Source organism: Ramlibacter sp. bp-362, assembly GCF_054956735.1.
Genome location: NZ_JBUDXE010000003.1, coordinates 1 through 20,824, shown reverse-complemented (window position 1 = coordinate 20,824; position 20,824 = coordinate 1). Strand labels below are relative to the sequence as shown.

The 20,824-nt window shown below is 71.0% G+C and carries 14 protein-coding genes; 7 read left to right on the top strand and 7 right to left on the bottom strand.

Annotated features, from left to right (window positions below):
* Nucleotide 1: 1 nt before the first annotated feature.
* The 3 genes from ACY0MJ_RS04565 to purL are packed head-to-tail and all read right to left on the bottom strand — an operon-like array spanning nt 2 to nt 5,336.
* On the bottom strand, nt 2–988 hold the full coding sequence (locus ACY0MJ_RS04565) for a Bug family tripartite tricarboxylate transporter substrate binding protein (RefSeq protein ID WP_462637112.1): 987 nt from the start codon (nt 986–988) through the stop codon (nt 2–4).
* A complete protein-coding gene (locus tag ACY0MJ_RS04560; protein ID WP_462637111.1) occupies nt 985–1,386 on the bottom strand; it encodes a chorismate mutase in 402 nt (133 codons plus the stop codon). The genes ACY0MJ_RS04565 and ACY0MJ_RS04560 overlap by 4 nt, the downstream gene beginning before the upstream one ends.
* A complete protein-coding gene (gene purL, locus ACY0MJ_RS04555) occupies nt 1,386–5,336 on the bottom strand; it encodes a phosphoribosylformylglycinamidine synthase (RefSeq protein WP_462637110.1) in 3,951 nt (1,316 codons plus the stop codon). Before purL ends, ACY0MJ_RS04560 begins: the two co-directional genes overlap by 1 nt.
* Before the next feature lie 104 nt (nt 5,337–5,440).
* Between purL and map the strand changes: the two genes are divergently transcribed.
* The 3 genes from map (at nt 5,441) to ACY0MJ_RS04540 (ending at nt 9,943) form a co-directional block, all read left to right on the top strand.
* Complete coding sequence (gene map, locus ACY0MJ_RS04550) at nt 5,441–6,244, top strand: type I methionyl aminopeptidase (protein WP_462637109.1); 804 nt, start codon at nt 5,441–5,443, stop codon at nt 6,242–6,244.
* A complete protein-coding gene (locus tag ACY0MJ_RS04545) occupies nt 6,241–8,844 on the top strand; it encodes a [protein-PII] uridylyltransferase (RefSeq protein ID WP_462637108.1) in 2,604 nt (867 codons plus the stop codon). The genes map and ACY0MJ_RS04545 overlap by 4 nt, the downstream gene beginning before the upstream one ends.
* A gap of 103 nt (nt 8,845–8,947) precedes the next feature.
* Complete coding sequence (locus tag ACY0MJ_RS04540; protein WP_462637107.1) at nt 8,948–9,943, top strand: Bug family tripartite tricarboxylate transporter substrate binding protein; 996 nt, start codon at nt 8,948–8,950, stop codon at nt 9,941–9,943.
* 15 nt (nt 9,944–9,958) lie between these two features.
* Here ACY0MJ_RS04540 and def read toward each other — a convergent pair whose 3' ends face one another.
* On the bottom strand, nt 9,959–10,498 hold the full coding sequence (gene def / locus ACY0MJ_RS04535) for a peptide deformylase (RefSeq protein WP_462637106.1): 540 nt from the start codon (nt 10,496–10,498) through the stop codon (nt 9,959–9,961).
* Nucleotides 10,499–10,545: 47 nt separating this feature from the next.
* Between def and ACY0MJ_RS04530 the strand changes: the two genes are divergently transcribed.
* On the top strand, nt 10,546–10,953 hold the full coding sequence (locus ACY0MJ_RS04530) for a YbaN family protein (protein WP_462637105.1): 408 nt from the start codon (nt 10,546–10,548) through the stop codon (nt 10,951–10,953).
* Between the two features lie 119 nt (nt 10,954–11,072).
* Here the strand turns inward: ACY0MJ_RS04530 and ligA are convergent, their stop codons facing one another.
* From ligA to smc, 3 genes are read right to left on the bottom strand one after another with little or no spacing between them, the layout of a single operon-like run.
* Nucleotides 11,073–13,112 carry an NAD-dependent DNA ligase LigA gene (ligA, locus tag ACY0MJ_RS04525; RefSeq protein ID WP_462637104.1) on the bottom strand — a complete coding sequence of 680 codons (2,040 nt, stop codon included), beginning with the start codon at nt 13,110–13,112 and terminating at the stop codon, nt 11,073–11,075.
* Nucleotides 13,109–14,137 (bottom strand): cell division protein FtsZ, encoded by a 1,029-nt coding sequence (locus ACY0MJ_RS04520; protein ID WP_462637103.1) that lies wholly within the window; start codon nt 14,135–14,137, stop codon nt 13,109–13,111. The genes ligA and ACY0MJ_RS04520 overlap by 4 nt, the downstream gene beginning before the upstream one ends.
* The gene (smc, locus tag ACY0MJ_RS04515; protein WP_462637102.1) at nt 14,134–17,649 is read right to left on the bottom strand and encodes a chromosome segregation protein SMC; all 3,516 of its coding nucleotides are present in this window, start codon (nt 17,647–17,649) and stop codon (nt 14,134–14,136) included. The genes ACY0MJ_RS04520 and smc overlap by 4 nt, the downstream gene beginning before the upstream one ends.
* 134 nt (nt 17,650–17,783) lie before the next feature.
* Here smc and ACY0MJ_RS04510 point away from each other — a divergent pair, with 134 nt between their 5' ends.
* From ACY0MJ_RS04510 to dapD, 3 genes are read left to right on the top strand one after another with little or no spacing between them, the layout of a single operon-like run.
* Nucleotides 17,784–18,677: a DUF72 domain-containing protein gene (locus tag ACY0MJ_RS04510; protein ID WP_462637101.1), complete on the top strand. Its 894-nt coding sequence runs from the start codon at nt 17,784–17,786 to the stop codon at nt 18,675–18,677.
* 7 nt (nt 18,678–18,684) lie between these two features.
* Entirely contained in the window at nt 18,685–19,890 is a 1,206-nt protein-coding gene (dapC, locus tag ACY0MJ_RS04505; protein ID WP_462637100.1) for a succinyldiaminopimelate transaminase, read from the top strand.
* A gap of 7 nt (nt 19,891–19,897) precedes the next feature.
* Nucleotides 19,898–20,722, top strand: coding sequence for a 2,3,4,5-tetrahydropyridine-2,6-dicarboxylate N-succinyltransferase (gene dapD / locus ACY0MJ_RS04500; RefSeq protein ID WP_462637099.1), 825 nt, complete (start codon nt 19,898–19,900; stop codon nt 20,720–20,722).
* The last annotated feature ends 102 nt before the right edge of the window (nt 20,723–20,824 follow it).

Genomic DNA, 20,824 nt, shown 5'->3' with positions numbered 1-20,824 from the left:
GCTAGCGCGCCTTGATCCCGGCGCGCTTGATCACCGGGCCCCACTTGGCCAGCTCGCCGCGCAGGTAGGCGGCGAACTGCTCGGGGGTGCCCGGGTCCGGCTCCATGAACTGCGCGCGCAGCTTGGCGGCGATCGCCGGGTCGCGCATCGCGCCCACGAAGGCCTGGTTCAGGCGGCCCAGCACGGTGGGCGGCAGGCCGGCGGGGCCGACGATGCCGATCCAGGCGCTGCCGTCCAGCGGCACGCCCGACTCGCGGAAGGTCGGCACGTCCGGCAGCTGCGGCAGCCGGCGGGCGGTGGACACGGCCAGCACCTTCATCTTGCCGGCCTGCACCTGCGGCATCACCGCCAGCGGCGCCAGGCTCACCATCTGCGTGTCGCCCTGCAGCACGCTCATCACGGCGGCCGGCGAGGAGGCATAGGGCACCTGCACGACGAAGCTGTGGGTCAGCGCCTTGAGCGCTTCCATGCTCAGCTGCGACAGCGTGCCGACGCCGACCGAGGCGTAGTTGTACTTGCCGGGGTTCTTGCGCAGCAGCGCCATCAGCTGCGGCAGCGTGTCCACGCCCAGCGAGGAGCTCACGGCCAGCACGTTGCCCTGGTGCACGCCGAAGGTGATCGGCTGCAGGTCCTTGAAGGGGTCGTACGGCAGGTCGTCGTAGATCAGCGTGTTGTTCACCAGCGGTCCGGTGATCGACACGCCGATGGTGTAGCCGTCCGGCGCCGCCTTGGCCATCATGTTGGTGGCGATGTTGCCGCCGGCGCCGGGCCGGTTCTCGATCACGATCGGCTGGCCCAGCGTCTTGGAGGCCGGTTCGCTCACGAGGCGCGCGAACACGTCCGGCGTGGAGCCGGGGCCGAAGGGCACCAGCATCCTGATCGGCTTGCTCGGGTAGTCACCCTGCGCCAGCGCGGCGGTCCAGGGGGCGGCCAGCGCGGCAGCGGAGGTGGCGGCGAGGGCCTGGAGGACTTTTCTTCTTGCGGTCATGGCTGTTCTTCCTTGGGAGGGAGCGGCTCGGTGCGGCCGAAATAGTTTTGTTCACATGCAATATAACCTGCCACGAGGGCGCGGTAGGCGGACTCGACCACGTCCTCCAGCCCCTCGAAGCCGCCGTTGAAGCCGGGCTGGTGGCGCCGGGCCAGGTCGCGCACGTGCGCGAACACCTGCGCCTGGCGCGCCGGCGCGCTCACCTGGAAGGCGTCGCGCTTGAAGCGCGCGGCGTCCTTCACGTACATGGCGCGCTCGGCGAGCAGGCGCACCACCTGCTCGTCGATGCGGTCGATCTCGCGCCGCACGCCGGCGAGGTCCCCGGCCAGCGGCCGGTAGTCCGCGTCGGTGAAGCGGCGCACCGGGGCGCCCCGCGGATCGGGTTCGCGGCCGGCCATCAGCCCACCCAGCGGCGCGCGTTGCGCCAGATCTGCATCCAGGGGCTGAAGGCCGACGGGTCGCCGGAGGTCCAGGACATCTGGATGTTGCGGAAGACGCGCTCGGGGTGCGGCATGAGCGCGGTGAAGCGGCCGTCGGCGGTCGTCACGGCCGTGAGGCCGCCGGCGCCGCCGTTCGGGTTGAAGGGGTAGCGCTCGGTCGGCTGGCCTTGGTGGTCCACGAAACGCATGGCGGCGATCACGCGGGCGGCGTCGCCGCGCTGCGAGAAATCGGGATAGCCCTCGCCGTGCGCCACGGCGATCGGCAGCCGCGCGCCCGCCATGCCCTGGAAAAACAGGCTGGGCGAGTCGAGCACCTCCACCTGCGCGAGGCGCGCCTCGAAGCGCTCGCTGCGGTTGGTGGTGAAGCGCGGCCAGGCCTCGGCGCCGGGGATGATGCCGGCGAGCTCGGCGAACATCTGGCAGCCGTTGCACACGCCCAGCGCGAAGGTGTCGGCGCGGCCGAAGAAGCCCTGGAACTGCTCGGCGAGCACCGGGTTGAAGGTGATGCTGCGCGCCCAGCCGATGCCGGCGCCCAGCGTGTCGCCGTAGCTGAAGCCGCCGCAGGCGACCACGCCGATGAAGTCGGCCAGCTGGTGCCGGCCGGCCTGCAGGTCGGTCATGTGCACGTCCACCGCGTCGAAGCCGGCCTCGGTGAAGGCATAGGCCATCTCGAGGTGCGAGTTGACGCCTTGTTCGCGGAGGATGGCGACGCGGGGGCGGGTGAGGAGGACGGCCGGGGCATCGGCGAGGGGCTGCGGCAGGAACACGTGCAGCCCCGGATCCTCCGGCTCCCCCGCCGCCGCATGCTCGCTGTCGGCGCAGGCGGGGTTGTCGCGCTGCTGGCAGATCTTCCAGCTGACGCTGTCCCACACCTGGTGCAGGTCGGCGAGCTTGCCGCTGAAGACCGCCTTGGTGTCGCGCCACACCTGCACCTCGCCCTTGCCGGCGTCGATGGGCGAGTCGGCCGGCCGGGTCTTGCCGACGAAGTGGCTGTGGCGGGACAGGCCGTGGGCGCGCAGCACCTGCATGACCTCGTTGCGCTCGGCGGTGCGCACCTGCAGCAGCACGCCCAGCTCCTCGTTGAACAAGGCCTTGAGCGTCAGCTCCTCGCGCCGCGCGCCCACCTGCGCCGCCCAGTTCTTGGCGTCGCCGTATTCCGCGCGGCTGTCGGCGATGCCGTCGCCCTCGGTGACCAGCAGGTCCACGTTGAGCGCCACGCCCACGTGGCCGGCGAAGGCCATCTCGCAGGCGGCGGCGAACAGGCCGCCGTCGCTGCGGTCGTGGTAGGCCAGGATGCGGCCCCGGGCGCGCAGCGCATTCACGGCCGCCACCAGGTTCACCAGGTCCTGCGGGTCGTCCAGGTCCGGGACCTCGCCACCCGGCTGGTCGAGCACCTGCGCCAGGATGCTGCCGCCCATGCGCATGCGCCCGCGCCCCAGGTCGACCAGCACGAGCGTCGTGTCGCCCTCGGCCTGCAGCTGCGGCGTGAGCGTGCCCCGCACGTCCGGCAGGCTGGCGAAGGCGGTGACCACCAGGCTCACGGGGGAGGTGACCCTCCTCGTCGCGCCGCCTTCGCTCCATTGCGTGCGCATGGACAGGCTGTCCTTGCCGACGGGAATGGCCACGCCCAGCTGCGGGCACAGCTCCATGCCGACCGCGCGCACGGTGTCGTACAGCGCGGCGTCCTCGCCCGGTTCGCCGCAGGCGGCCATCCAGTTGGCGGAGAGCTTCACGCGCGGGAGTTCGACCGGCGCGGCGAGCAGGTTCGTGATCGCCTCGGCGACGGCCATGCGGCCCGATGCGGGCGCATCGATGGCGGCGAGCGGCGTGCGCTCGCCCATGCTCATCGCCTCGCCGGCGAAGCCGCGGTAGTCGGCCAGCGTCACGGCGCAGTCGGCCACCGGCACCTGCCAGGGCCCGACCATCTGGTCGCGGTGCGTGAGCCCGCCGACGGTGCGGTCGCCGATCGTGACGAGGAAGCGCTTGGAGGCGACGGTGGGATGGCTGAGGACCTGCAGCACGGCTTCCTGCAAGGCCACGCCGGTGAGGTCCAGCGGCGGGACCTCGCGGGGGACGCGCGTGACGTCGCGGTGCATCTTGGGCGGCTTGCCGAGGAGGACGTCCATCGGCATGTCCACCGCCAGGTCCTCGGCAGCCTCGACCACCAGCTGCCGCTCCTCCGTTGCCACGCCCACCACCGCGAACGGGCAGCGCTCGCGCTCGCAGAAGCCGCGGAACAGCTCCAGCGACTCCGGGGCGATGGCGAGCACGTAGCGCTCCTGGCTTTCGTTGCTCCAGATCTCGCGCGGCGCCAGGCCGGATTCCTCCAGCGGCACCTTGCGCAGGTCGAAGCGGGCGCCGCGTCCCGCGTCGTGCGTCAGTTCGGGGAACGCGTTCGACAGGCCGCCCGCGCCGACGTCGTGGATCGCCAGCACCGGGTTGTGCTCGCCCAGCGCCCAGCACCGGTTGATCACCTCCTGCGCCCGCCGCTGGATTTCCGGATTGCCGCGCTGCACGGAGTCGAAGTCCAGCTCCGCCGTGTTGGTGCCGGTCGCCATCGAGGACGCCGCGCCGCCGCCCATGCCGATGCGCATGCCGGGCCCGCCCAGCTGCACCAGCAAGGTGCCCGCGGGGAACGGGATCTTGTGCGTGAGGCCGGCGTCGATCGCGCCGACGCCCCCGGCGATCATGATGGGCTTGTGGTAGCCGCGGGCGACGCCCGCCACCTCCTGCTCGTAGGCCCGGAAGTAGCCCAGCAGGTTGGGCCGGCCGAATTCGTTGTTGAAGGCGGCTCCGCCCAGCGGCCCCTCGGTCATGATCTGCAGCGGGCTGGCGATGTGCTCCGGCTTGCCGAAGCGGCCTTCCCACAGGTTCGAGACGGTGAAGCCCGTCAGGCCCGCCTTGGGCCGCGCGCCACGCCCGGTGGCGCCCTCGTCGCGGATCTCGCCGCCCGCGCCGGTGGCCGCGCCCGGGAAGGGCGAGATCGCGGTCGGGTGGTTGTGCGTCTCCACCTTCATCAGCACGTGCTGCACGGCCTCGCCCCTGGCGTAGCGGCCGCCCTCGCCCGGCAGGAAGCGCTCGACGGCGTGGCCTTCCATCACGGCGGCGTTGTCCGCGTAGGCGACGATCGTGTGCTGCGGGTTGGCCTGGTGCGTGTTGCGGATCATGCCGAACAGGCTCTTCTCCTGCGGCACGCCGTCGATCGCGAACGAGGCGTTGAAGATCTTGTGGCGGCAGTGCTCGCTGTTCGCCTGCGCGAACATCATCAGCTCCACGTCCGTCGGGTTGCGGCCCAGCGCCGTGAAGGCCTGGACGAGGTAGTCGATCTCGTCGTCCGCGAGCGCCAGCCCGAAGCGGGCGTTGGCCTGCTCCAGCGCGCCGCGGCCGCCGGCCAGCACGTCGACGTGCTCCATGGGCGGGGACTGCAGCTCGCTGAACAGGCGCGCCGCCTGGGCGCGTTCGGCCACGACGCTCTCGGTCATGCGGTCGTGCAGCAGGCCGGCGATGGCCTGCCACTGCGCCGGCTCGAGCTTCGCCTTCGCCAGCCAGCCCGAAGCCATCTGCAGGCGGATCTCGACGATGCGCTCGATCCGTCGCACCGCCAGGCCGCAGTTGTGGGCGATGTCGGTCGCCTTGGAAGCCCAGGGGGAGACCGTGCCCAGGCGGGGCGTGACCACCAGCAGGGGCCCGTCCGTGCCGCCGCGGAACGGCTCGCCGTAGGTCAGCAGCGCCGCCAGCCGCTCGCGCTCGTCCGCGGCCGGCGGGTGGTCGGTGGCGACGAGGTGGACGTGGCGCGCCGAGAGGCCGGCAACCATGGGATGCACCGCTTGGAGGCGCGGCAGGAGTTGCTGGATCCGGAAGTCGCTGAGGGCCTGTCCGCCCTCGAACTCGGTGATGTGCAGGGACACTGTGCGAAGCCTGTCGGGAGTGGGCTTTGCGACCGCTGACTGGGGTCGCCGGGAACCCGGCATTCTACCCGCGAGGGATTGCACGCTCTGGGATAATCGGGCCCATGGGCATCACCATCAAAGACGAACAAGGCATCCAGGGGATGCGCACCGCCGGCCGGCTCGCGGCGGAAGTCCTCGACTACCTCACGCCCCACATCAAGCCCGGGATCACCACCCGCGAGATCGACCGCCTGGCCTCCGAGTGCATGCAGAAGCAGGGCAGCATCTCCGCGACCCTGGGCTACCAGCCGTCCGGCTACCCGCCCTATCCCGCGTCGCTGTGCACCTCGGTCAACAACGTGGTGTGCCACGGCATCCCGAACGACAAGCCGCTGAAGAAGGGCGACATCGTCAACGTCGACGTCACCGTCATCAAGGACGGCTGGTACGGCGACACCAGCCGCATGTTCTTCGTGGGCGAGCCCTCGATCGCCGCGAAGCGCCTGGTGCAGGTCACCTACGAGGCCATGTGGCACGGCATCGTGCAGGTGAAGCCGGGCGTGCGCCTGGGCGACATCGGCTGGACCATCCAGAAGTTCGCCGAGAGCAACGGCTTCTCGGTCGTGCGCGAGTTCTGCGGCCACGGCATCGGCCGCAACTTCCACGAGGAGCCGCAGGTGCTGCACTACGGCAAGCCGGGCACGCTCGAGGAACTGGTGCCGGGCATGACCTTCACCATCGAGCCCATGATCAACGCCGGCCGCCGCGACGTGAAGGAATTCGGCAACGACGGGTGGACCATCGTCACCAAGGACCACTCGCTGTCGGCGCAGTGGGAGCACACCGTGCTGGTCACCGAGACCGGCTACGAGGTGATGACGCTGTCCGAAGGCAGCCCGCCGCCGCCGGCCTTCGTGAAGGGATGAGCCCACCCCCTGCAGCGGGGGTGCGCGACGCGTACAAGCGCCGCAAGGCCGAACTGCTCGCCTCGCTGCAGTCCGGCAGCGGAACGCCGCGCAACATCAAGTCCCTGCTGCAGGCGCTCGCGGCCGCCGCCGACGAGGCGCTGCGCAGCCTCTGGCAGGCCGCGGGCCTGCCGGCCGGCATCGCGCTGGTGGCCGTGGGCGGCTTCGGGCGCGGCGAGCTCTTCCCGCACTCCGACGTCGACGTGCTGCTGCTGGTGCCCGACGGCGTCTCGCCCGAGCAGGACCCGCTGCAGCGGCAGATCGAGGCGTTCATCGGCAGCTGCTGGGACGCCGGGCTGGAGATCGGCTCCAGCGTGCGCACCGTCGACGAGTGCCTGGCCCGCGCGGCCGGCGACGTGACGGTGCAGACCTCGCAGCTCGAGTCGCGCCTGGTGACGGGCTCGCGCAAGCTGTTCGCGGAGTTCCAGCAGCGCTTCCGCGCCCGGCTCGACCCGCTGGCCTTCTTCACGGCCAAGACGCTGGAGATGCGCCAGCGCCACAACAAGTTCGAGAACACGCCCTACGCTCTGGAGCCCAACTGCAAGGAGTCGCCGGGCGGCCTGCGCGACCTGCAGGTGATCCTGTGGGTGGCCAACGCCGCCGGCTTCGGCCGCAGCTGGGACGAGCTGGCCCGCCGCGGGCTGGCCACCGCCTTCGAGGCGCAGCAGATCAAGCGCAACGAGGCCCTGCTGTCCAGCATCCGCGCCCGGCTGCACGTGGTGGCGGGCCGGCGCGAGGACCGGCTGGTGTTCGACCTGCAGAACGCCGTGGCCGATTCCTTCGGCTACCAGGCGCAGGTGCGCCCGGACGGCCGCGTGCTGGCGCGCGCCGGCGAGCGGCTGATGAAGCGCTACTACTGGGCCGCGAAGGCCGTGGCCCAGCTGAACCAGATCCTGCTGCTCAACATCGAGGAGCGGCTCAACCCCGCGGCGGCGGAAGCGCGGCCCATCAACGAGCGCTTCAGCGAGAAGGCCGGGATGATCGAGGTCGCGAGCGACGACCTGTACCTCAGGCAGCCGCGGGCCATCCTCGAGACCTTCCTGCTGTACCAGACCACGCCCGGCATCAAGGGCCTGTCCGCCCGCACGCTGCGCGCGCTCTACAACGCGCGCAAGGTGATGGACGCGGACTTCCGCAACGACCCGGCCAACCACGCGACCTTCCGCGCCATGCTGATGCAGCCGCGCGGCATCACCCACGCGCTGCGCCTGATGAACCAGACCTCGGTGCTGGGGCGCTACCTGTGGGTGTTCCGCCGCATCGTCGGCCAGATGCAGCACGACCTGTTCCACGTCTACACGGTGGACCAGCACATCCTGATGGTCCTGCGCAACGTGCGGCGCTTCTTCATGGCCGAGCACGCGCACGAGTACCCGTTCTGCTCGCAGCTGGCGGCCGGCTGGGACAAGCCCTGGATCCTGGTCACGGCGGCCCTGTTCCACGACATCGCCAAGGGTCGCGGCGGCGACCACTCCGAGCTCGGCGCACGGGAGGTGCGGCGCTTCTGCCGCGACCACGCCATCGCGCCCGACGACTGCGCGCTGATCGAGTTCCTGGTGCGCGAGCACCTGGCCATGAGCCGCGTCGCGCAGAAGGAGGACCTGGGCGATCCCGCCGTCATCCAGGCCTTCGCCGCGCGCGTGGGCAACGAGCGCCGGCTGACGGCGCTGTACCTGCTGACCGTCGCCGACATCCGCGGCACCAGCCCGAAGGTCTGGAACGCCTGGAAGGGCAAGCTGCTGGAGGACCTGTACCGCTACACGCTGCGGGCGCTGGGCGGCGGCGCGCCGGACCCGAAGGCCGAGATCGAGGCGCGCAAGCGCGAGGCGCTGGTGCAGCTGCAGCTGCACGCCCTGCCCTTCGAGGCGCACAGGAAGCTGTGGGACACGCTGGACGTCGGCTACTTCATGCGCCACGACGCCGGCGACATCGCGTGGCACACGCGCCACGTGTCGCGCCACGTCGGCACCGCCAAGGTGATCGTGCGCGCGCGCATCTCGCCCGTGGGCGAAGGCCTGCAGGTGCTGGTCTACACGAAGGACCAGCCGGACCTGTTCGCGCGCATCTGCGGCTACTTCGACCAGGCGGGCTTCAGCATCCTCGACGCCAAGATCCACACGGCCACCAACGGCTACGCGCTGGACACCTTCCAGGTCGTGACGGCCATGCTGCCGGACCACTACCGCGAGCTGTGCAACATGGTCGAGTCCGACCTCGCCGGCACCATCGCGGCGGCCGGCCCCTTGCCGCCGCCCAGCCGCGGCCGCGTCTCGCGCCGGGTCAAGAGCTTCCCCATCCCGCCGCGCGTGGACCTGCGGCCGGACGAGCGCGCGCAGCACTGGCTGCTGTCGGTCTCGGCCAGCGACCGCGTCGGCCTGCTGTACTCGATCGCGCGCGTGCTGGCGCGCCACAAGCTGAACCTGCAGCTCGCCAAGGTGAGCACGCTGGGCGAGCGGGTCGAAGACACCTTCCTGATCGACGGGCCCGAGCTGCAGCAGAACAGGCAGCAGATCGAGATCGAGACCGAGCTGCTCGAAGCGATCTCGGCCGGGCACGTTTAGGCGATTCCCTTAACCGCTGAGAACTGGCGGCGGGCTCCTGTCCAGCTAGCATCGGCACTGGCCTGCATGGCCGCCGTTGTATGTCGTTGGAGGAGATCCCCGCATGTTGAAGACCGCCGCGCGCCGCAGCCTGGTGCTGCTCGCGCTCGCCGCCGCCACCGGCGCGGCATTCGCCCAGAAGTCCCCCGCCGCCGCGCCGCTGAACTGGCCCACGAAGCCGCTGAAGCTGATCGTCGGCTTCCCGCCCGGCTCCACGCCCGACCTGGTCGCGCGCACGATCGCCGAGCCGCTGTCGAAGGAACTGGGGCAGCCCGTCATCGTCGAGAACAAGCCGGGCGCCGGCGGCAACATCGGCGCCGACGCGGTCGCCAAGGCCACCGACAACCACACCATCGGCGTGCTGATCAACGGCAACATGACGATCGCCAAGCTGCTGAACCCGAAGACGCCCTTCGATCCGCTGAAGGCCTTCCAGCCGCTCAGCCTGATCGGCACGGCGCCGCTGCTGCTGGCCGCGCCCGCCAGCGCGCCCTTCCACAACGCGCAGGAGTTCTTCCTGGCCGCGCGCAACGGCGGCAACAAGTGGAGCTACGGCTCGCCCGGCGTCGGCACCGTGGGCCACATCGGCATGGAGCTGCTGAAGACCAAGACCAACATGGACCCGGTGCACATCCCGCACCAGGGCAACCCGGCCGTGGTGCAGGCGCTGATCACCAACCAGATCCAGCTCGCGCTGCTGCCCCCGGGCCTGGCCGCGCCGCAGATCAAGGCCGGCAAGCTGAAGGCCGTGGGCGTGACCTCGCTCTCGCGCAGCCCGCTGGTGCCGGAGTACCCGAGCCTGCAGGAACAGGGCGTGCTGGGCTTCCAGCTGGAGATCTGGACGGCCGCCGCGGCGCCGCGTTCCATGCCCAAGCCGATCGCGGACAAGCTCTCGGGCCTGATCTCGCAGATCGCCCGCACGCCGGACGTGCGCGCCAAGCTGTTCCAGCAAGGCTGGCGGACCGCCGGCACCTCGGCCGAAGGCCTGGCCAACCGCATCAAGCAGGACACCGCCATCCTGGGCGGCGTGATCATGATGCGCGGCATCACCGCGCAATAAGGCGGTGAATGACTTCTAGTCGTCCTCTCCGGCTTGCAGCCCCGGGAAGAGAACTTCCGTGAAGCCGAAGCGGCTGAAGTCGCGCACGCGCATCGGGTAGAGCTTGCCCGCCAGGTGGTCGCACTCGTGCTGGACCACGCGGGCGTGGAAGCCCTCGGCTTCGCGCTCGATCGGCCGGCCCTGCTCGTCGAAGCCGCTGTAGCGGATGCGCCGCCAGCGCGGCACCACGCCGCGCATGCCGGGCACCGAGAGGCAGCCTTCCCAGTCTTCCTCTTCCTCGTCGCCCAGCGGCGTGATCGTCGGATTGAGCAGCACGGTCCGCGGCACCGGCGGTGCGTCCGGGTAGCGCGGGCTGGGCTGGTCGCTGCCGAAGATCACCAGCTGCAGGTCCACCCCGATCTGCGGAGCCGCCAGGCCGGCGCCGTTGGCCGCGGCCATCGTGTCGCGCATGTCTGCGACGAGCTGTTGCAGCTCGCGCGTGCCGAATTCACGCACCGGCTGGGCCACGCGCAGCAGCCGGGGGTCGCCCATCTTGAGGATTTCACGCACCGTCATCCAAAGAGCATAGCCCGAGCCGGGACGGAACTGCTATCTTTGGCCGCATGACCTCCGAAGCCCGCGCCAGCACCCTCTCCGCTCCCGCCCGCTGGCTCCTGCAGGCGCTCGCGGGCGTGTGCGTGCTGCTGGGGGTGATCGGGATCTTCGTGCCGGTGATGCCCACCGTGCCCTTCCTCGTGGTGGCCGGCTGGGCCGCCTCGCGCAGCTCGCCGCGGCTGCACCGCTGGCTGATGGCCCATCCGCGCTTCGGGCACCTGCTGCGCGACTGGTACGAAGCCGGCGTGGTTCCGCGCCGCGCGAAGTGGATCACCACGGTGATGGTGAGCGGCAGCGCCGCGATGATGATCGTGATCACGCCGGCGGCATGGCTGCCCGCGGCGGTCGCGCTGATCGTGTGCATGGTGGCGGTGGTGTGGTGGCTCTGGCGGCGGCCGGAGCGGCGGCCCGGGTAAGACGCTGGGGTTCGGCTTCGCCTCACCGCCAGCCTACGAAGACCACGGACCGTCGCCGCCCCTCGTAGGCTGGCGGCGTCCGCCGGACGCCGGACGGTGAGCGCAGCGAACCCCAGCATTCACCCGAGCAGCCGGCGCAACCCCTCTTCGTCCAGCACCTCCACTCCGAGCTCCCGCGCCTTGTCCAGCTTGCTCCCCGCTTCCGCTCCCGCGACCACGTAGGTCGTCTTCTTGCTGACCGACCCGGCCACCTTCGCCCCGGCCGCCTCCAGCAACTCCTTCGCTTCCTCGCGCGACAGCGTCGGCAGCGTCCCGGTGAGCACCACCGTCATGCCGGCGAGCGGCTGCGGCGCGCGGGCCGCGGGCGCGCCCTCTTCCCAGTGCACGCCGCAGGCGCGCAGCTGCTCGATCACCTCGCGGTTGTGCGGCTGCTGGAAGAACGCATGGATGCTCTCGGCCACGATCGGGCCGACATCCGGCACCTCCAGCAGCTGTTCGACGCTCGCGTCCATGATCGCGTCCAGCTGGCCGAAGTGCCGCGCCAGGTCGCGGGCCGTCGATTCGCCCACGTGGCGGATGCCCAGGCCGTACAGGAAGCGCGGCAGCGTCGTCGCCTTCGACTTCTCCAGCGCCGCCAGCACGTTCTGCGCCGACTTGTCGCCCATGCGCTCCAGTGCGACGAGGTTCGCGAGGCCCAGCCGGTACAGGTCCGGCAGCGTGCGGATCACGCCCGCATCGACCATCTGGTCCACCAGCTTCTCGCCCAGGCCCTCGATGTCCATGGCGCGCCGCTGCGCGAAGTGCAGGATGGCGTGCTTGCGCTGCGCGCTGCAGAAGAGGCCGCCGGTGCAGCGGTAGTCGGCCTCGCCCTCCTCGCGCACGGCGGCGGAGCCGCACACGGGGCAGGTGGCCGGCATGGTGAACTGCGGCGCGCCGGGCACGCGCTTGTCCGGGATCACCGCCACCACTTCCGGGATCACGTCGCCGGCGCGGCGCACGATCACCGTGTCGCCGACGCGCACGTCCTTGCGCCGGGCCTCGTCCTCGTTGTGCAGCGTGGCGTTGGTCACCGTGACGCCGCCGACGAACACGGGCGCGAGCCGCGCCACGGGCGTCAGCTTGCCGGTGCGGCCGACGTACACGTCGATGGATTCCACCGTCGTCAGCTGCTCCTGCGCCGGGAACTTGTGCGCGACCGCCCAGCGCGGTTCGCGCGTGACGAAACCGAGCTGCCTTTGCAGGGCCAGGCTGTTGACCTTGTAGACGACGCCGTCGATGTCGAACGGGAGGCTGTCGCGGTCGCGCCCCACCGCCTGGTGGTAGGCGATCAGGTCCTCGGCGCCGCGGCACACCGTCACGCGGTCGGAGACGGGGAAGCCGCAGGCCTTCAGCGCCTGCAGCACCTCGTGGTGCGTCGCGAAGGCCGGCCCGCCCTCGATCTCGCCCCAGCCGTAGGCATAGAAGCTGAGGGGCCGCCGGCGGGCGATCGCGGGATCGAGCTGGCGCACGGCGCCGGCGGCGGCATTGCGCGGATTGACGAAGGTCTTCTCGTTCTTCGCCCCCGCGGCGATCCGCTCGCGCTGCAGCTCGTTCAGCCGCTCGAAGTCGTCGCGGCGCATGTAGACCTCGCCGCGGACTTCGAGGACCGGAGGAGCGCCGCGCAGGCGAAGCGGAATCTGCCCGATCGTGCGGATGTTCTGCGTCACGTCCTCGCCGATCTCGCCGTCGCCGCGCGTCGCGGCCTGCACCAGCACGCCGTTCTCGTAGCGCAGGCTGATCGCCAGGCCGTCGAACTTCAGTTCGGCGACGTACTCCACCGGCGGGTCGCCTTCCGCGAGGCCCAGCTCGCGCCGCACGCGCGCGTCGAAGCTGCGGGCGCCGCTCGCCTCGATGTCGGTCTCCGTGCGGATCGACAGCATCGGCACCTTGTGGCGCACCTTGGCGAAGCCGTCCAGCGCCTGCCCGCCCACGCGCTGCGTCGGCGAGTCGGGCGTGCGCAGCGCCGGGTACTGCTCCTCCAGCTGCTGCAGTTCGCGGAACAGCTTGTCGTACTCCGCGTCGGGGATCTCCGGCGCGTCGAGCACGTAGTAGCGGTGCGCGTGGTGGTGCAGCAGCTCGCGCAGGGCGTCGGCGCGTTCCTGGATCTTGGCGGGAATCATGAAAAGAGGCGCCGCGCCTGGGCCGAGCCGGCGGACAGGTCGCGCGCGTCGAGGGTGTCGTACAGGTGCTCGAGGTCGGCGCCGATCGCGTCCAGCGCCTCCGGCGGGATCACGCGGCCGTCGTCGTCGGTGATCAGGCCGTCCATGGAGGCGGCGAGCGCGATCGCCGCGTCGCGCATCCGGACGAAGGGCTGCTCGCTGCGCGGCACGTGCGTGACGTCCAGGCTCAGGTTCACCTCGCGGATCGCGGAGTGCGCCGGGTCCTCGGACAGCGCGGCCTGCGTGGAGAACGCGAGGCCCAGCACCGGCGGCACGCCGGGAGCGCCGGCCGGCAGCACCAGCCGGCCCGGCATGGACCCGGGCACGAAGCCCAGGCGCGCGGCGTTCTGCTGCACGTAGCCCGGGCTCCAGGCCGCGTTGCGGGCGCGCAGGGTGAAGCTCAGCTGCGCGTCATGGCTGCCGGCGAACTGGTCGAGCTCGCGCGCGCGGGCCACCGCATCGCGCATGTCCGGGAATTCGGGCGCGCCGTTGATGGCGTCGGCGAAGGCCTGCGTCTTCATCACGAACTCGGAGTACTCGATCTCGTTGAGCGCGCCGCTGCGGTTGGCCAGCTGCACGCCGGCCTGGAAGGCGGTGTAGCGCTGGCCGGCGCGCGGCATCTCCCATTCCTGCGTCGCCTCGTTGCGGCCTTCGATCGCGAAGGGCTTGCTGCCCGCGCGCCGGGTGGGCGGAAAGGCGGCGAGCGCGGCCTCGCCCGTGACGGGAGCGTCCACGGCGATCTGCGCCAGGCCGTCGATCAGGCCGTCGAGCCCGGGCTTGCGCTCGGGCAGGGGCAGCGGGGCGAGCGGGGCGTCGTCGAAGACGGGCTCGCTGCGCTCGGGGATCGTGTCGGCCACCGGTGCGGTCGCCACCGCGAGCTCCGGCTGGCGCGGCGTGTTGCGCCGCGTCGTCCACGCGTTCCAGGCGACGATGGCGGCGAGCAGCAGGCCGCCGAGGATGACGAGGCCGAGCGTGAATCCGCTCATGCGGCTTCGGCCATCGACACCGCGGATTCCATGTCCACCGCCACGATCCGCGACACGCCCTGCTCCTGCATGGTCACGCCGATCAGCTGTTCGGCCATTTCCATCGCGATCTTGTTGTGGCTGATGAAGAGGAACTGGGTTTCCTTGCTCATGCTGCTCACCAGCTTGGCGTAGCGCTCGGTGTTGGCGTCGTCCAGCGGCGCGTCCACCTCGTCCAGCAGGCAGAAGGGCGCGGGGTTCAGCTGGAAGATCGCGAACACCAGCGCGATGGCCGTGAGCGCCTTCTCGCCGCCCGACAGCAGGTGGATGGTCTGGTTCTTCTTGCCGGGCGGCTGTGCCATCACCTGCACGCCCGAATCGAGGATCTCCTCGCCCGTCATCACCAGCTTCGCGTTGCCGCCGCCGAACAGCTCCGGGAACATGCGGCCGAAGTGCTCGTTGACGGTCTGGAACGTGTTGCCCAGGAGGTCGCGCGTCTCGGCATCGATCTTCCTGATCGCGTCCTCCAGCGTCGTCATGGCCTCGGTCAGGTCCTTCGATTGCGCGTCGAGGAAGGACTTGCGCTCGCGCGCCGTCGACAGCTCCTCCAGCGCCGCCAGGTTCACCGCGCCCAGTGCCGCGATCTCGCGGTGCAGGCGGTCGATTTCCGACTGCATGCCGGAAAGGCGCACGTTGCCCTCCTCGATCGACTTCGCCACGGCCTCCAGGTCGGCTTGCGCCTCGACGAGCATCTGCGTGTACTGCTCCAGGCCCAGGCGCGCCGCCTGTTCCTTCAGCTGCAGGTCGGTGATGCGCTGGCGCATGGGGTCGAGCTCGCGTTCCAGCTGCAGCCGGCGCTCGTCGCTGGCGCGCAGCTTGGCCGTGAGGTCGTCGTATTCGCTGCGCTTGGCGCCCAGCACCTGCTCGCGCTCGGACTTCAGCTGCAGCGCGCTCTGCAGGCCCGCCTGCGCGGCGGCGTCGGTGAGGCGCGCCAGCTCGCTCTGCGCGCGCTCTTCCTCGCCGGCGATGGAACCGGCCTGCTGCGTCGCCGTGGCGATCGCGCGCTCCAGTTCGCCGCGCCGCGCCTGCAGCGCGCGCTGCGCGAACTGCGCCTCCTGCGCCTGGCGCTCCAGGCTGCGGTGCTGCTCGCGCGCTTCCGACAGCTTGCGCTCGGCCTCGATCACCCGCTCGTCCAGCTGGGCGTGCCGCTCCTGGCTGTCCGCCAGCTGCATGTCCAGTTCCTCGAAGCGGCCCTCGGCGGCGACGCGCTTTTCCTGCAGTTCCTCCAGCAGCGCATCGACTTCGCCGAGGTCGCCGGCGATCTGCTCGCTGCGCGCGCGCGTCTGCTCCGCCAGCTGCGTGAGGCGCAGCGTCTCGACCTGCAGCTCGTGGGCCCGGCTCTGCGTTTCCGCCGCTTCGCGCCGCGCCGTCATCAAGCGCTGCGAGGCGTCGCTGTACGCCGCTTCGGCGCGCACGAGGGCCGTGCGCGACTCCTCGGTGATCAGCGCCTGCGCGCGCAGCTGCTTCTCCAGGTTCTCGATTTCCTGCTGGCGCGCCAGCAGGCCCGCCTGCTCGGAATCCTGCGCATAGAAGCTCACGCTGTGGGCCGTGACCGCGTGGCCGGACTGGACGTAGATCGCCTCGCCGGGACGCAGGCGCTCGCGCGCGGCCAGCGCCTCCTCCAGGCTCGCGGCCGTGTAGCAGCCGTGCAGCCAGTCGGCCAGCAGCGCCTTCTGGCCCGCGTCGTTCAGGCGCAGCAGGTCCGCCAGCCGCGGCAGCGCGCCCTGGCCTTCCGGCGCGGCGGCCGCGGGCGGGTGGTAGAAGGCCAGCTTGGCCGGCGGCGCGTCGGACGCGAAGGCGCGCACCATGTCCAGGCGCGAGACCTCCAGCGCGTTCAGGCGCTCGCGCAGCGCCGCTTCCAGCGCGTTCTCCCAGCCCTGCTCCACGTGGATGCGGCTCCACAGGCCCTGCAGGCCGCCCAGGCCGTGCTTGGCCAGCCAGGGCTGCAGCTTGCCGTCCGTGCGGACCTTCTCCTGCAGCGCCTTCAGCGCCTCCATGCGCGCCGACAGGTCGGCCTGGCGGGCGCTCTGGCTGTTGACGTCCTGCTGGCGGGCCCGCCGCTCCTCGTCGAGCTGCGGCACCTGTTCCTGCAGTTCGTGCAGGCGCGCATCGGCGGTCTCGGCGGCCTCCTGGGCCGCGGTGAGCTGCGACTGCAGGTTGGTGAGGCGCGCTTCGTCCGGCGCCGCCAGCGCGTTGCGGTCGGCGACGAGGCGTTCGCGCCGCTGGTTCAGCTGGCGCGACTGCTCCTCGATGTTGCGCTGGTCGGCCGCCAGCACCTGGATCTGCTGCTGCACCTGGGCGACGGCCCCGCGCTGCTCGGAGGAGCGCGACTGCGCCTGGCGCAGCGCTTCCTCCAGGTCGGGCAGCTGCATCGCCTGTTCCTCCACCTGGGCGGCCAGCAGCGTCGCCTTCTCCTCGGCTTCGACGGTCTGCGCTTCCAGGTTCTCGGTCTCGGCCTCGGCCTCCTGCTTGCGCGCGGCCCATTGGGCCGTCTGTTCCTTCAGCTGCACCAGCCGCTGCTCGACGCGCTGGCGGCCTTCCACCACGAAGCGGATCTCGGCCTCCAGCCGGCCGACCTCGGCGCTCGCCTCGTACAGCGCGCCCTGCGCCTGGTTCACCTGGTCGCCGGCGGCGTAGTGCGCCTGGCGGATGGTCTCCAGCTCGCTCTCGATGCGCCGCAGGTCGGCGACGCGCGCCTCCAGGTCGTTGACCGCCTTGTCGGCATCGGCCTTGATGCGGACCTGGTCGGCCTCGCTCTCGCCGCGCTTGAGGTACCACAGCTGGTGCTGCTTGAGCGTGACGTCCGCCTGCAGCGCGTTGTAGCGCGCCGCCACCTCGGCCTGCTTCTCCAGCTTCTCGAGGTTGCTGTTCAACTCGCGCAGGATGTCTTCCACCCGCGTGAGGTTCTCGCGCGTGTCGTGCAGCCGGTTCTCGGTCTCGCGGCGGCGCTCCTTGTACTTGGAGACGCCCGCGGCCTCTTCCAGGAACAGGCGCAGCTCCTCGGGCTTGGACTCGATGATGCGGCTGATCGTGCCCTGCCCGATGATGGCGTAGGCGCGCGGGCCCAGGCCCGTGCCCAGGAACACGTCCTGCACGTCGCGCCGGCGCACCGGCTGGTTGTTGATGTAGTAGCTGGAGGTGCCGTCGCGCGTGAGCACGCGCTTGACGGCGATCTCGGCGAACTGGCTCCACTGGCCGCCGGCGCGGTGGTCGGCGTTGTCGAAGATCAGTTCGACGGAGGAGCGCGAGGCGGGCTTGCGGCTGGTGGTGCCGTTGAAGATCACGTCCTGCATGGACTCGCCGCGCAGCTCGCTCGCCTTGCTCTCGCCCAGCACCCAGCGCACGGCATCCATGATGTTGGACTTGCCGCAGCCGTTGGGGCCGACGACGCCGACCAGCTGGCCGGGCAGCATGAAGTTGGTGGGCTCGGCGAAGGACTTGAACCCGGATAGCTTGATCGATGTGAGACGCACGGCCCCTCGTCCTCTTGGCTGCGAAACTGGCTGGGATGATAACGTGCGCCCCCCGGCGGCCCGCGGCGGAAACCGCCTGTCACACCCGGCGGCGGCCGACACCGGCGCGCCCGCTTTTCTGGCACAAGGGCGCCATGGCGGGCCAGGTCTTCATCGGCGTCTCCGGCTGGCGCTACACCCCGTGGCGCGGCCACTTCTATCCGCGCGGGCTGGCGCAGTGGCGCGAGCTGGAGCACGCCTCGCGCGTGTTTCCCTCCCTGGAGCTCAATGGGTCCTTCTACTCGCTGCAGCGCCCATCCAGCTACGCGCTCTGGGCGCGGCAGACGCCGCCCGGCTTCGTCTTCGCCGTCAAGGGCAGCCGCTACATCACGCACATGCTGAAGCTGCGCAACGTGGAGGCGGCCCTGGCCAACTTCCTCGCCTCGGGCCTGTTCGAGCTGGGGAACAAGCTGGGGCCGATCCTGTGGCAGTTCCCGCCCATGATGCGCTTCCATCCGGAGGTGTTCGAGGCCTTCTTCCAGCTGCTGCCCTTCACCACCCACGACGCGGCGCGGATCGCCTGCCGGCACGACCAGCGCCTGGAGGGCCGCGCCTGCCTGGAGCCGGGGCGCAACCGGCGCATCCGCCACGCCGTGGAAGTGCGGCACGAGAGCTTCGTCACGCCGGATTTCATCCGCCTGCTGCGCAAGTACCGGATCGCCTGGGTGGTGGCCGACACGCCGGAGCCCTGGCCGCTGTACGAGGACGTCACGGCGGATTTCGTCTACATGCGCCTGCACGGCTCCACGGAGTTGTACAACAGCCGCTACAGCGAAGCGGAGCTGGAACGCTGGGCCCGCTTCATCGCCGCCTGGCGCGAAGGCGGCGAGCCGGAGGACGCGCGCCTGGTCTGCCCCACGCGCGCCCGCCGGCGCGGCGGCCGGGACGTGTACTGCTACTTCGACAACACCGACAAGCGCCACGCCCCGGAAAACGCCCGGGAGCTGATGCGGCTCCTGGGCGAGGAATGGAGCCCGCCCCGGGGATAATCCGGGGATGAACCCCCTCCTGTCGCGCCTGCAGCCCTACCCCTTCGAGCGGCTGCGGCAGCTGTTCGCCGGCGTCACCCCGAACCCGGCGTACCGGCCCATCAGCCTGGGCATCGGCGAGCCCAAGCACCCCACGCCCGCCTTCATCAAGCAGGCGCTGGCCGCCGCCATGGACACCCCCGGCACCGACCTGGCCGGCTACCCGCCCACGGCCGGTTCGCCGCAGCTGCGCGAGGCCTGCGCCGGCTGGCTGCAGCGCCGCTACGGCCTCACCGTGGATGCCGCGACGCAGGTGCTGCCCGTCAACGGCTCGCGCGAGGCCTTGTTCGCCTTCGCCCAGACGGTGATCGACCCCACCCGCCCCGCCGTGGTGGTCTGCCCCAATCCCTTCTACCAGATCTACGAGGGCGCGGCCCTGCTGGCGGGCGCCGAGCCGTACTACGCGCCGAGCGACCCCGCGCGCAACTTCGCGGTCGACTGGGACAGCGTGCCCGAGTCCACCTGGGCGCGCACGCAGCTGGTGTTCGTGTGCTCGCCGGGCAACCCCACCGGGGCCGTGATGCCGCTGACGGAGTGGCAGAAGCTCTTCGCCCTGCAGGACCGCCACGGCTTCGTGATCGCCTCGGACGAGTGCTACAGCGAGATCTGGTTCCGCGACGAGCCGCCACTGGGCGGGCTGGAGGCCGCGGCCCGCCTGGGCCGGCCGGACTTCCGCAAGCTGGTGGCCTTCACCAGCCTGTCCAAGCGCAGCAACGTGCCGGGGATGCGCAGCGGCTTCGTGGCCGGCGACGCCGCCCTGCTGAAGCAGTTCCTGCTGTATCGCACCTACCACGGCAGCGCCATGAGCCCGATCGTGCAGGCGGCCAGCATCGCCGCCTGGAACGACGAGGCGCACGTGGTCGACAACCGCGAGCAGTACCGCCGCAAGTTCGCCGAGGTCACGCCGCTGCTGGAAAAGGTGCTCGACGTGCGCCTGCCGGACGCCTCGTTCTACCTCTGGGCGGGGGTGCGCGGAAGCGACACCGCGTTCGCCCGCGAGCTGCTGGCTCAATACAATGTGACCGTGCTGCCGGGAAGCTATCTGGCCCGTGAAAGCGGCGGCGTCAACCCCGGTGCCGGCCGCGTGCGCATGGCGCTGGTGGCGGACACCGCCGAGTGCCTCGAGGCCGCCCGGCGCATCGTCCAGTTCGTCCAAGAAAACCATTCGAAGTAGATCCTCCATGACCCAGCAGCTCCAGCAGATCATCGACACCGCGTGGGACAACCGCGCCAGCCTCTCGCCCCAGGGCGCGCCCAAGGAGGTGAGCGAGGCGGTGGAGCACGTGATCGCCGAACTCAACGTCGGCAAGCTGCGCGTCGCCACCCGCCAGGGCGTGGGCCAGTGGACGGTGAACCAGTGGATCAAGAAGGCGGTGCTGCTGTCCTTCCGCCTGAACGACAACGTGGTGATGAAGGCCGGCGAGCTGGCCTTCTTCGACAAGGTGCCGACCAAGTTCTCGCACCTCTCGCCCGAGGAGATGGCGGCCACCGGCGTGCGCGTGGTGCCGCCCGCCGTCGCCCGGCGCGGCAGCTTCGTCGCCAAGGGCGCGATCCTGATGCCCAGCTACGTGAATATCGGCGCCTACGTCGACGAGGGCACCATGGTCGACACCTGGGCCACGGTCGGCTCCTGCGCGCAGGTCGGCAAGAACGTGCACCTGTCCGGCGGCGTGGGCCTCGGCGGCGTGCTGGAACCGCTGCAGGCCAACCCGACCATCATCGAGGACAACTGCTTCATCGGCGCCCGCTCGGAGATCGTCGAGGGCGTGATCGTCGAGGAGAACTCGGTCGTGTCCATGGGCGTGTACATCGGCCAGAGCACGCCGATCTACGACCGCACGACCGGCGAGACGCTGTACGGCCGCGTGCCGGCCGGCTCGGTGGTGATCTCGGGCAGCCTGCCGCGCGACGGCGGCAAGTACAACCTGTACGCCGCGATCATCGTGAAGAAGGTCGACGCCAAGACGCGATCCACCACGAGCCTGAACGACTTGCTGAGGGACTGAACGTCATCCCCGCGGAGGGGGGGGGGGGGGGGGGGGGGGGGGGGGGGGGGGGGGGGGGGGGGGGGGGGGGGGGGGGGGGAGAGGGGGGGGGGGGGGAGGGGG

What these genes read in the sequence shown, in the direction of transcription:
- ACY0MJ_RS04520 (WP_462637103.1), bottom strand. Translation starts at nt 14,137, where the DNA reads ATGAGCGGATTCACGCTCGGCCTCGTCATCCTCGGCGGCCTGCTGCTC.
- map (WP_462637109.1), top strand. Translation starts at nt 5,441, where the DNA reads ATGGGCATCACCATCAAAGACGAACAAGGCATCCAGGGGATGCGCACC.
- ligA (WP_462637104.1), bottom strand. Translation starts at nt 13,112, where the DNA reads ATGATTCCCGCCAAGATCCAGGAACGCGCCGACGCCCTGCGCGAGCTG.
- ACY0MJ_RS04560 (WP_462637111.1), bottom strand. Translation starts at nt 1,386, where the DNA reads ATGGCCGGCCGCGAACCCGATCCGCGGGGCGCCCCGGTGCGCCGCTTC.
- ACY0MJ_RS04540 (WP_462637107.1), top strand. Translation starts at nt 8,948, where the DNA reads ATGTTGAAGACCGCCGCGCGCCGCAGCCTGGTGCTGCTCGCGCTCGCC.
- ACY0MJ_RS04545 (WP_462637108.1), top strand. Translation starts at nt 6,241, where the DNA reads ATGAGCCCACCCCCTGCAGCGGGGGTGCGCGACGCGTACAAGCGCCGC.
- dapD (WP_462637099.1), top strand. Translation starts at nt 19,898, where the DNA reads ATGACCCAGCAGCTCCAGCAGATCATCGACACCGCGTGGGACAACCGC.
- dapC (WP_462637100.1), top strand. Translation starts at nt 18,685, where the DNA reads ATGAACCCCCTCCTGTCGCGCCTGCAGCCCTACCCCTTCGAGCGGCTG.
- ACY0MJ_RS04510 (WP_462637101.1), top strand. Translation starts at nt 17,784, where the DNA reads ATGGCGGGCCAGGTCTTCATCGGCGTCTCCGGCTGGCGCTACACCCCG.
- def (WP_462637106.1), bottom strand. Translation starts at nt 10,498, where the DNA reads ATGACGGTGCGTGAAATCCTCAAGATGGGCGACCCCCGGCTGCTGCGC.
- ACY0MJ_RS04565 (WP_462637112.1), bottom strand. Translation starts at nt 988, where the DNA reads ATGACCGCAAGAAGAAAAGTCCTCCAGGCCCTCGCCGCCACCTCCGCT.
- ACY0MJ_RS04530 (WP_462637105.1), top strand. Translation starts at nt 10,546, where the DNA reads ATGACCTCCGAAGCCCGCGCCAGCACCCTCTCCGCTCCCGCCCGCTGG.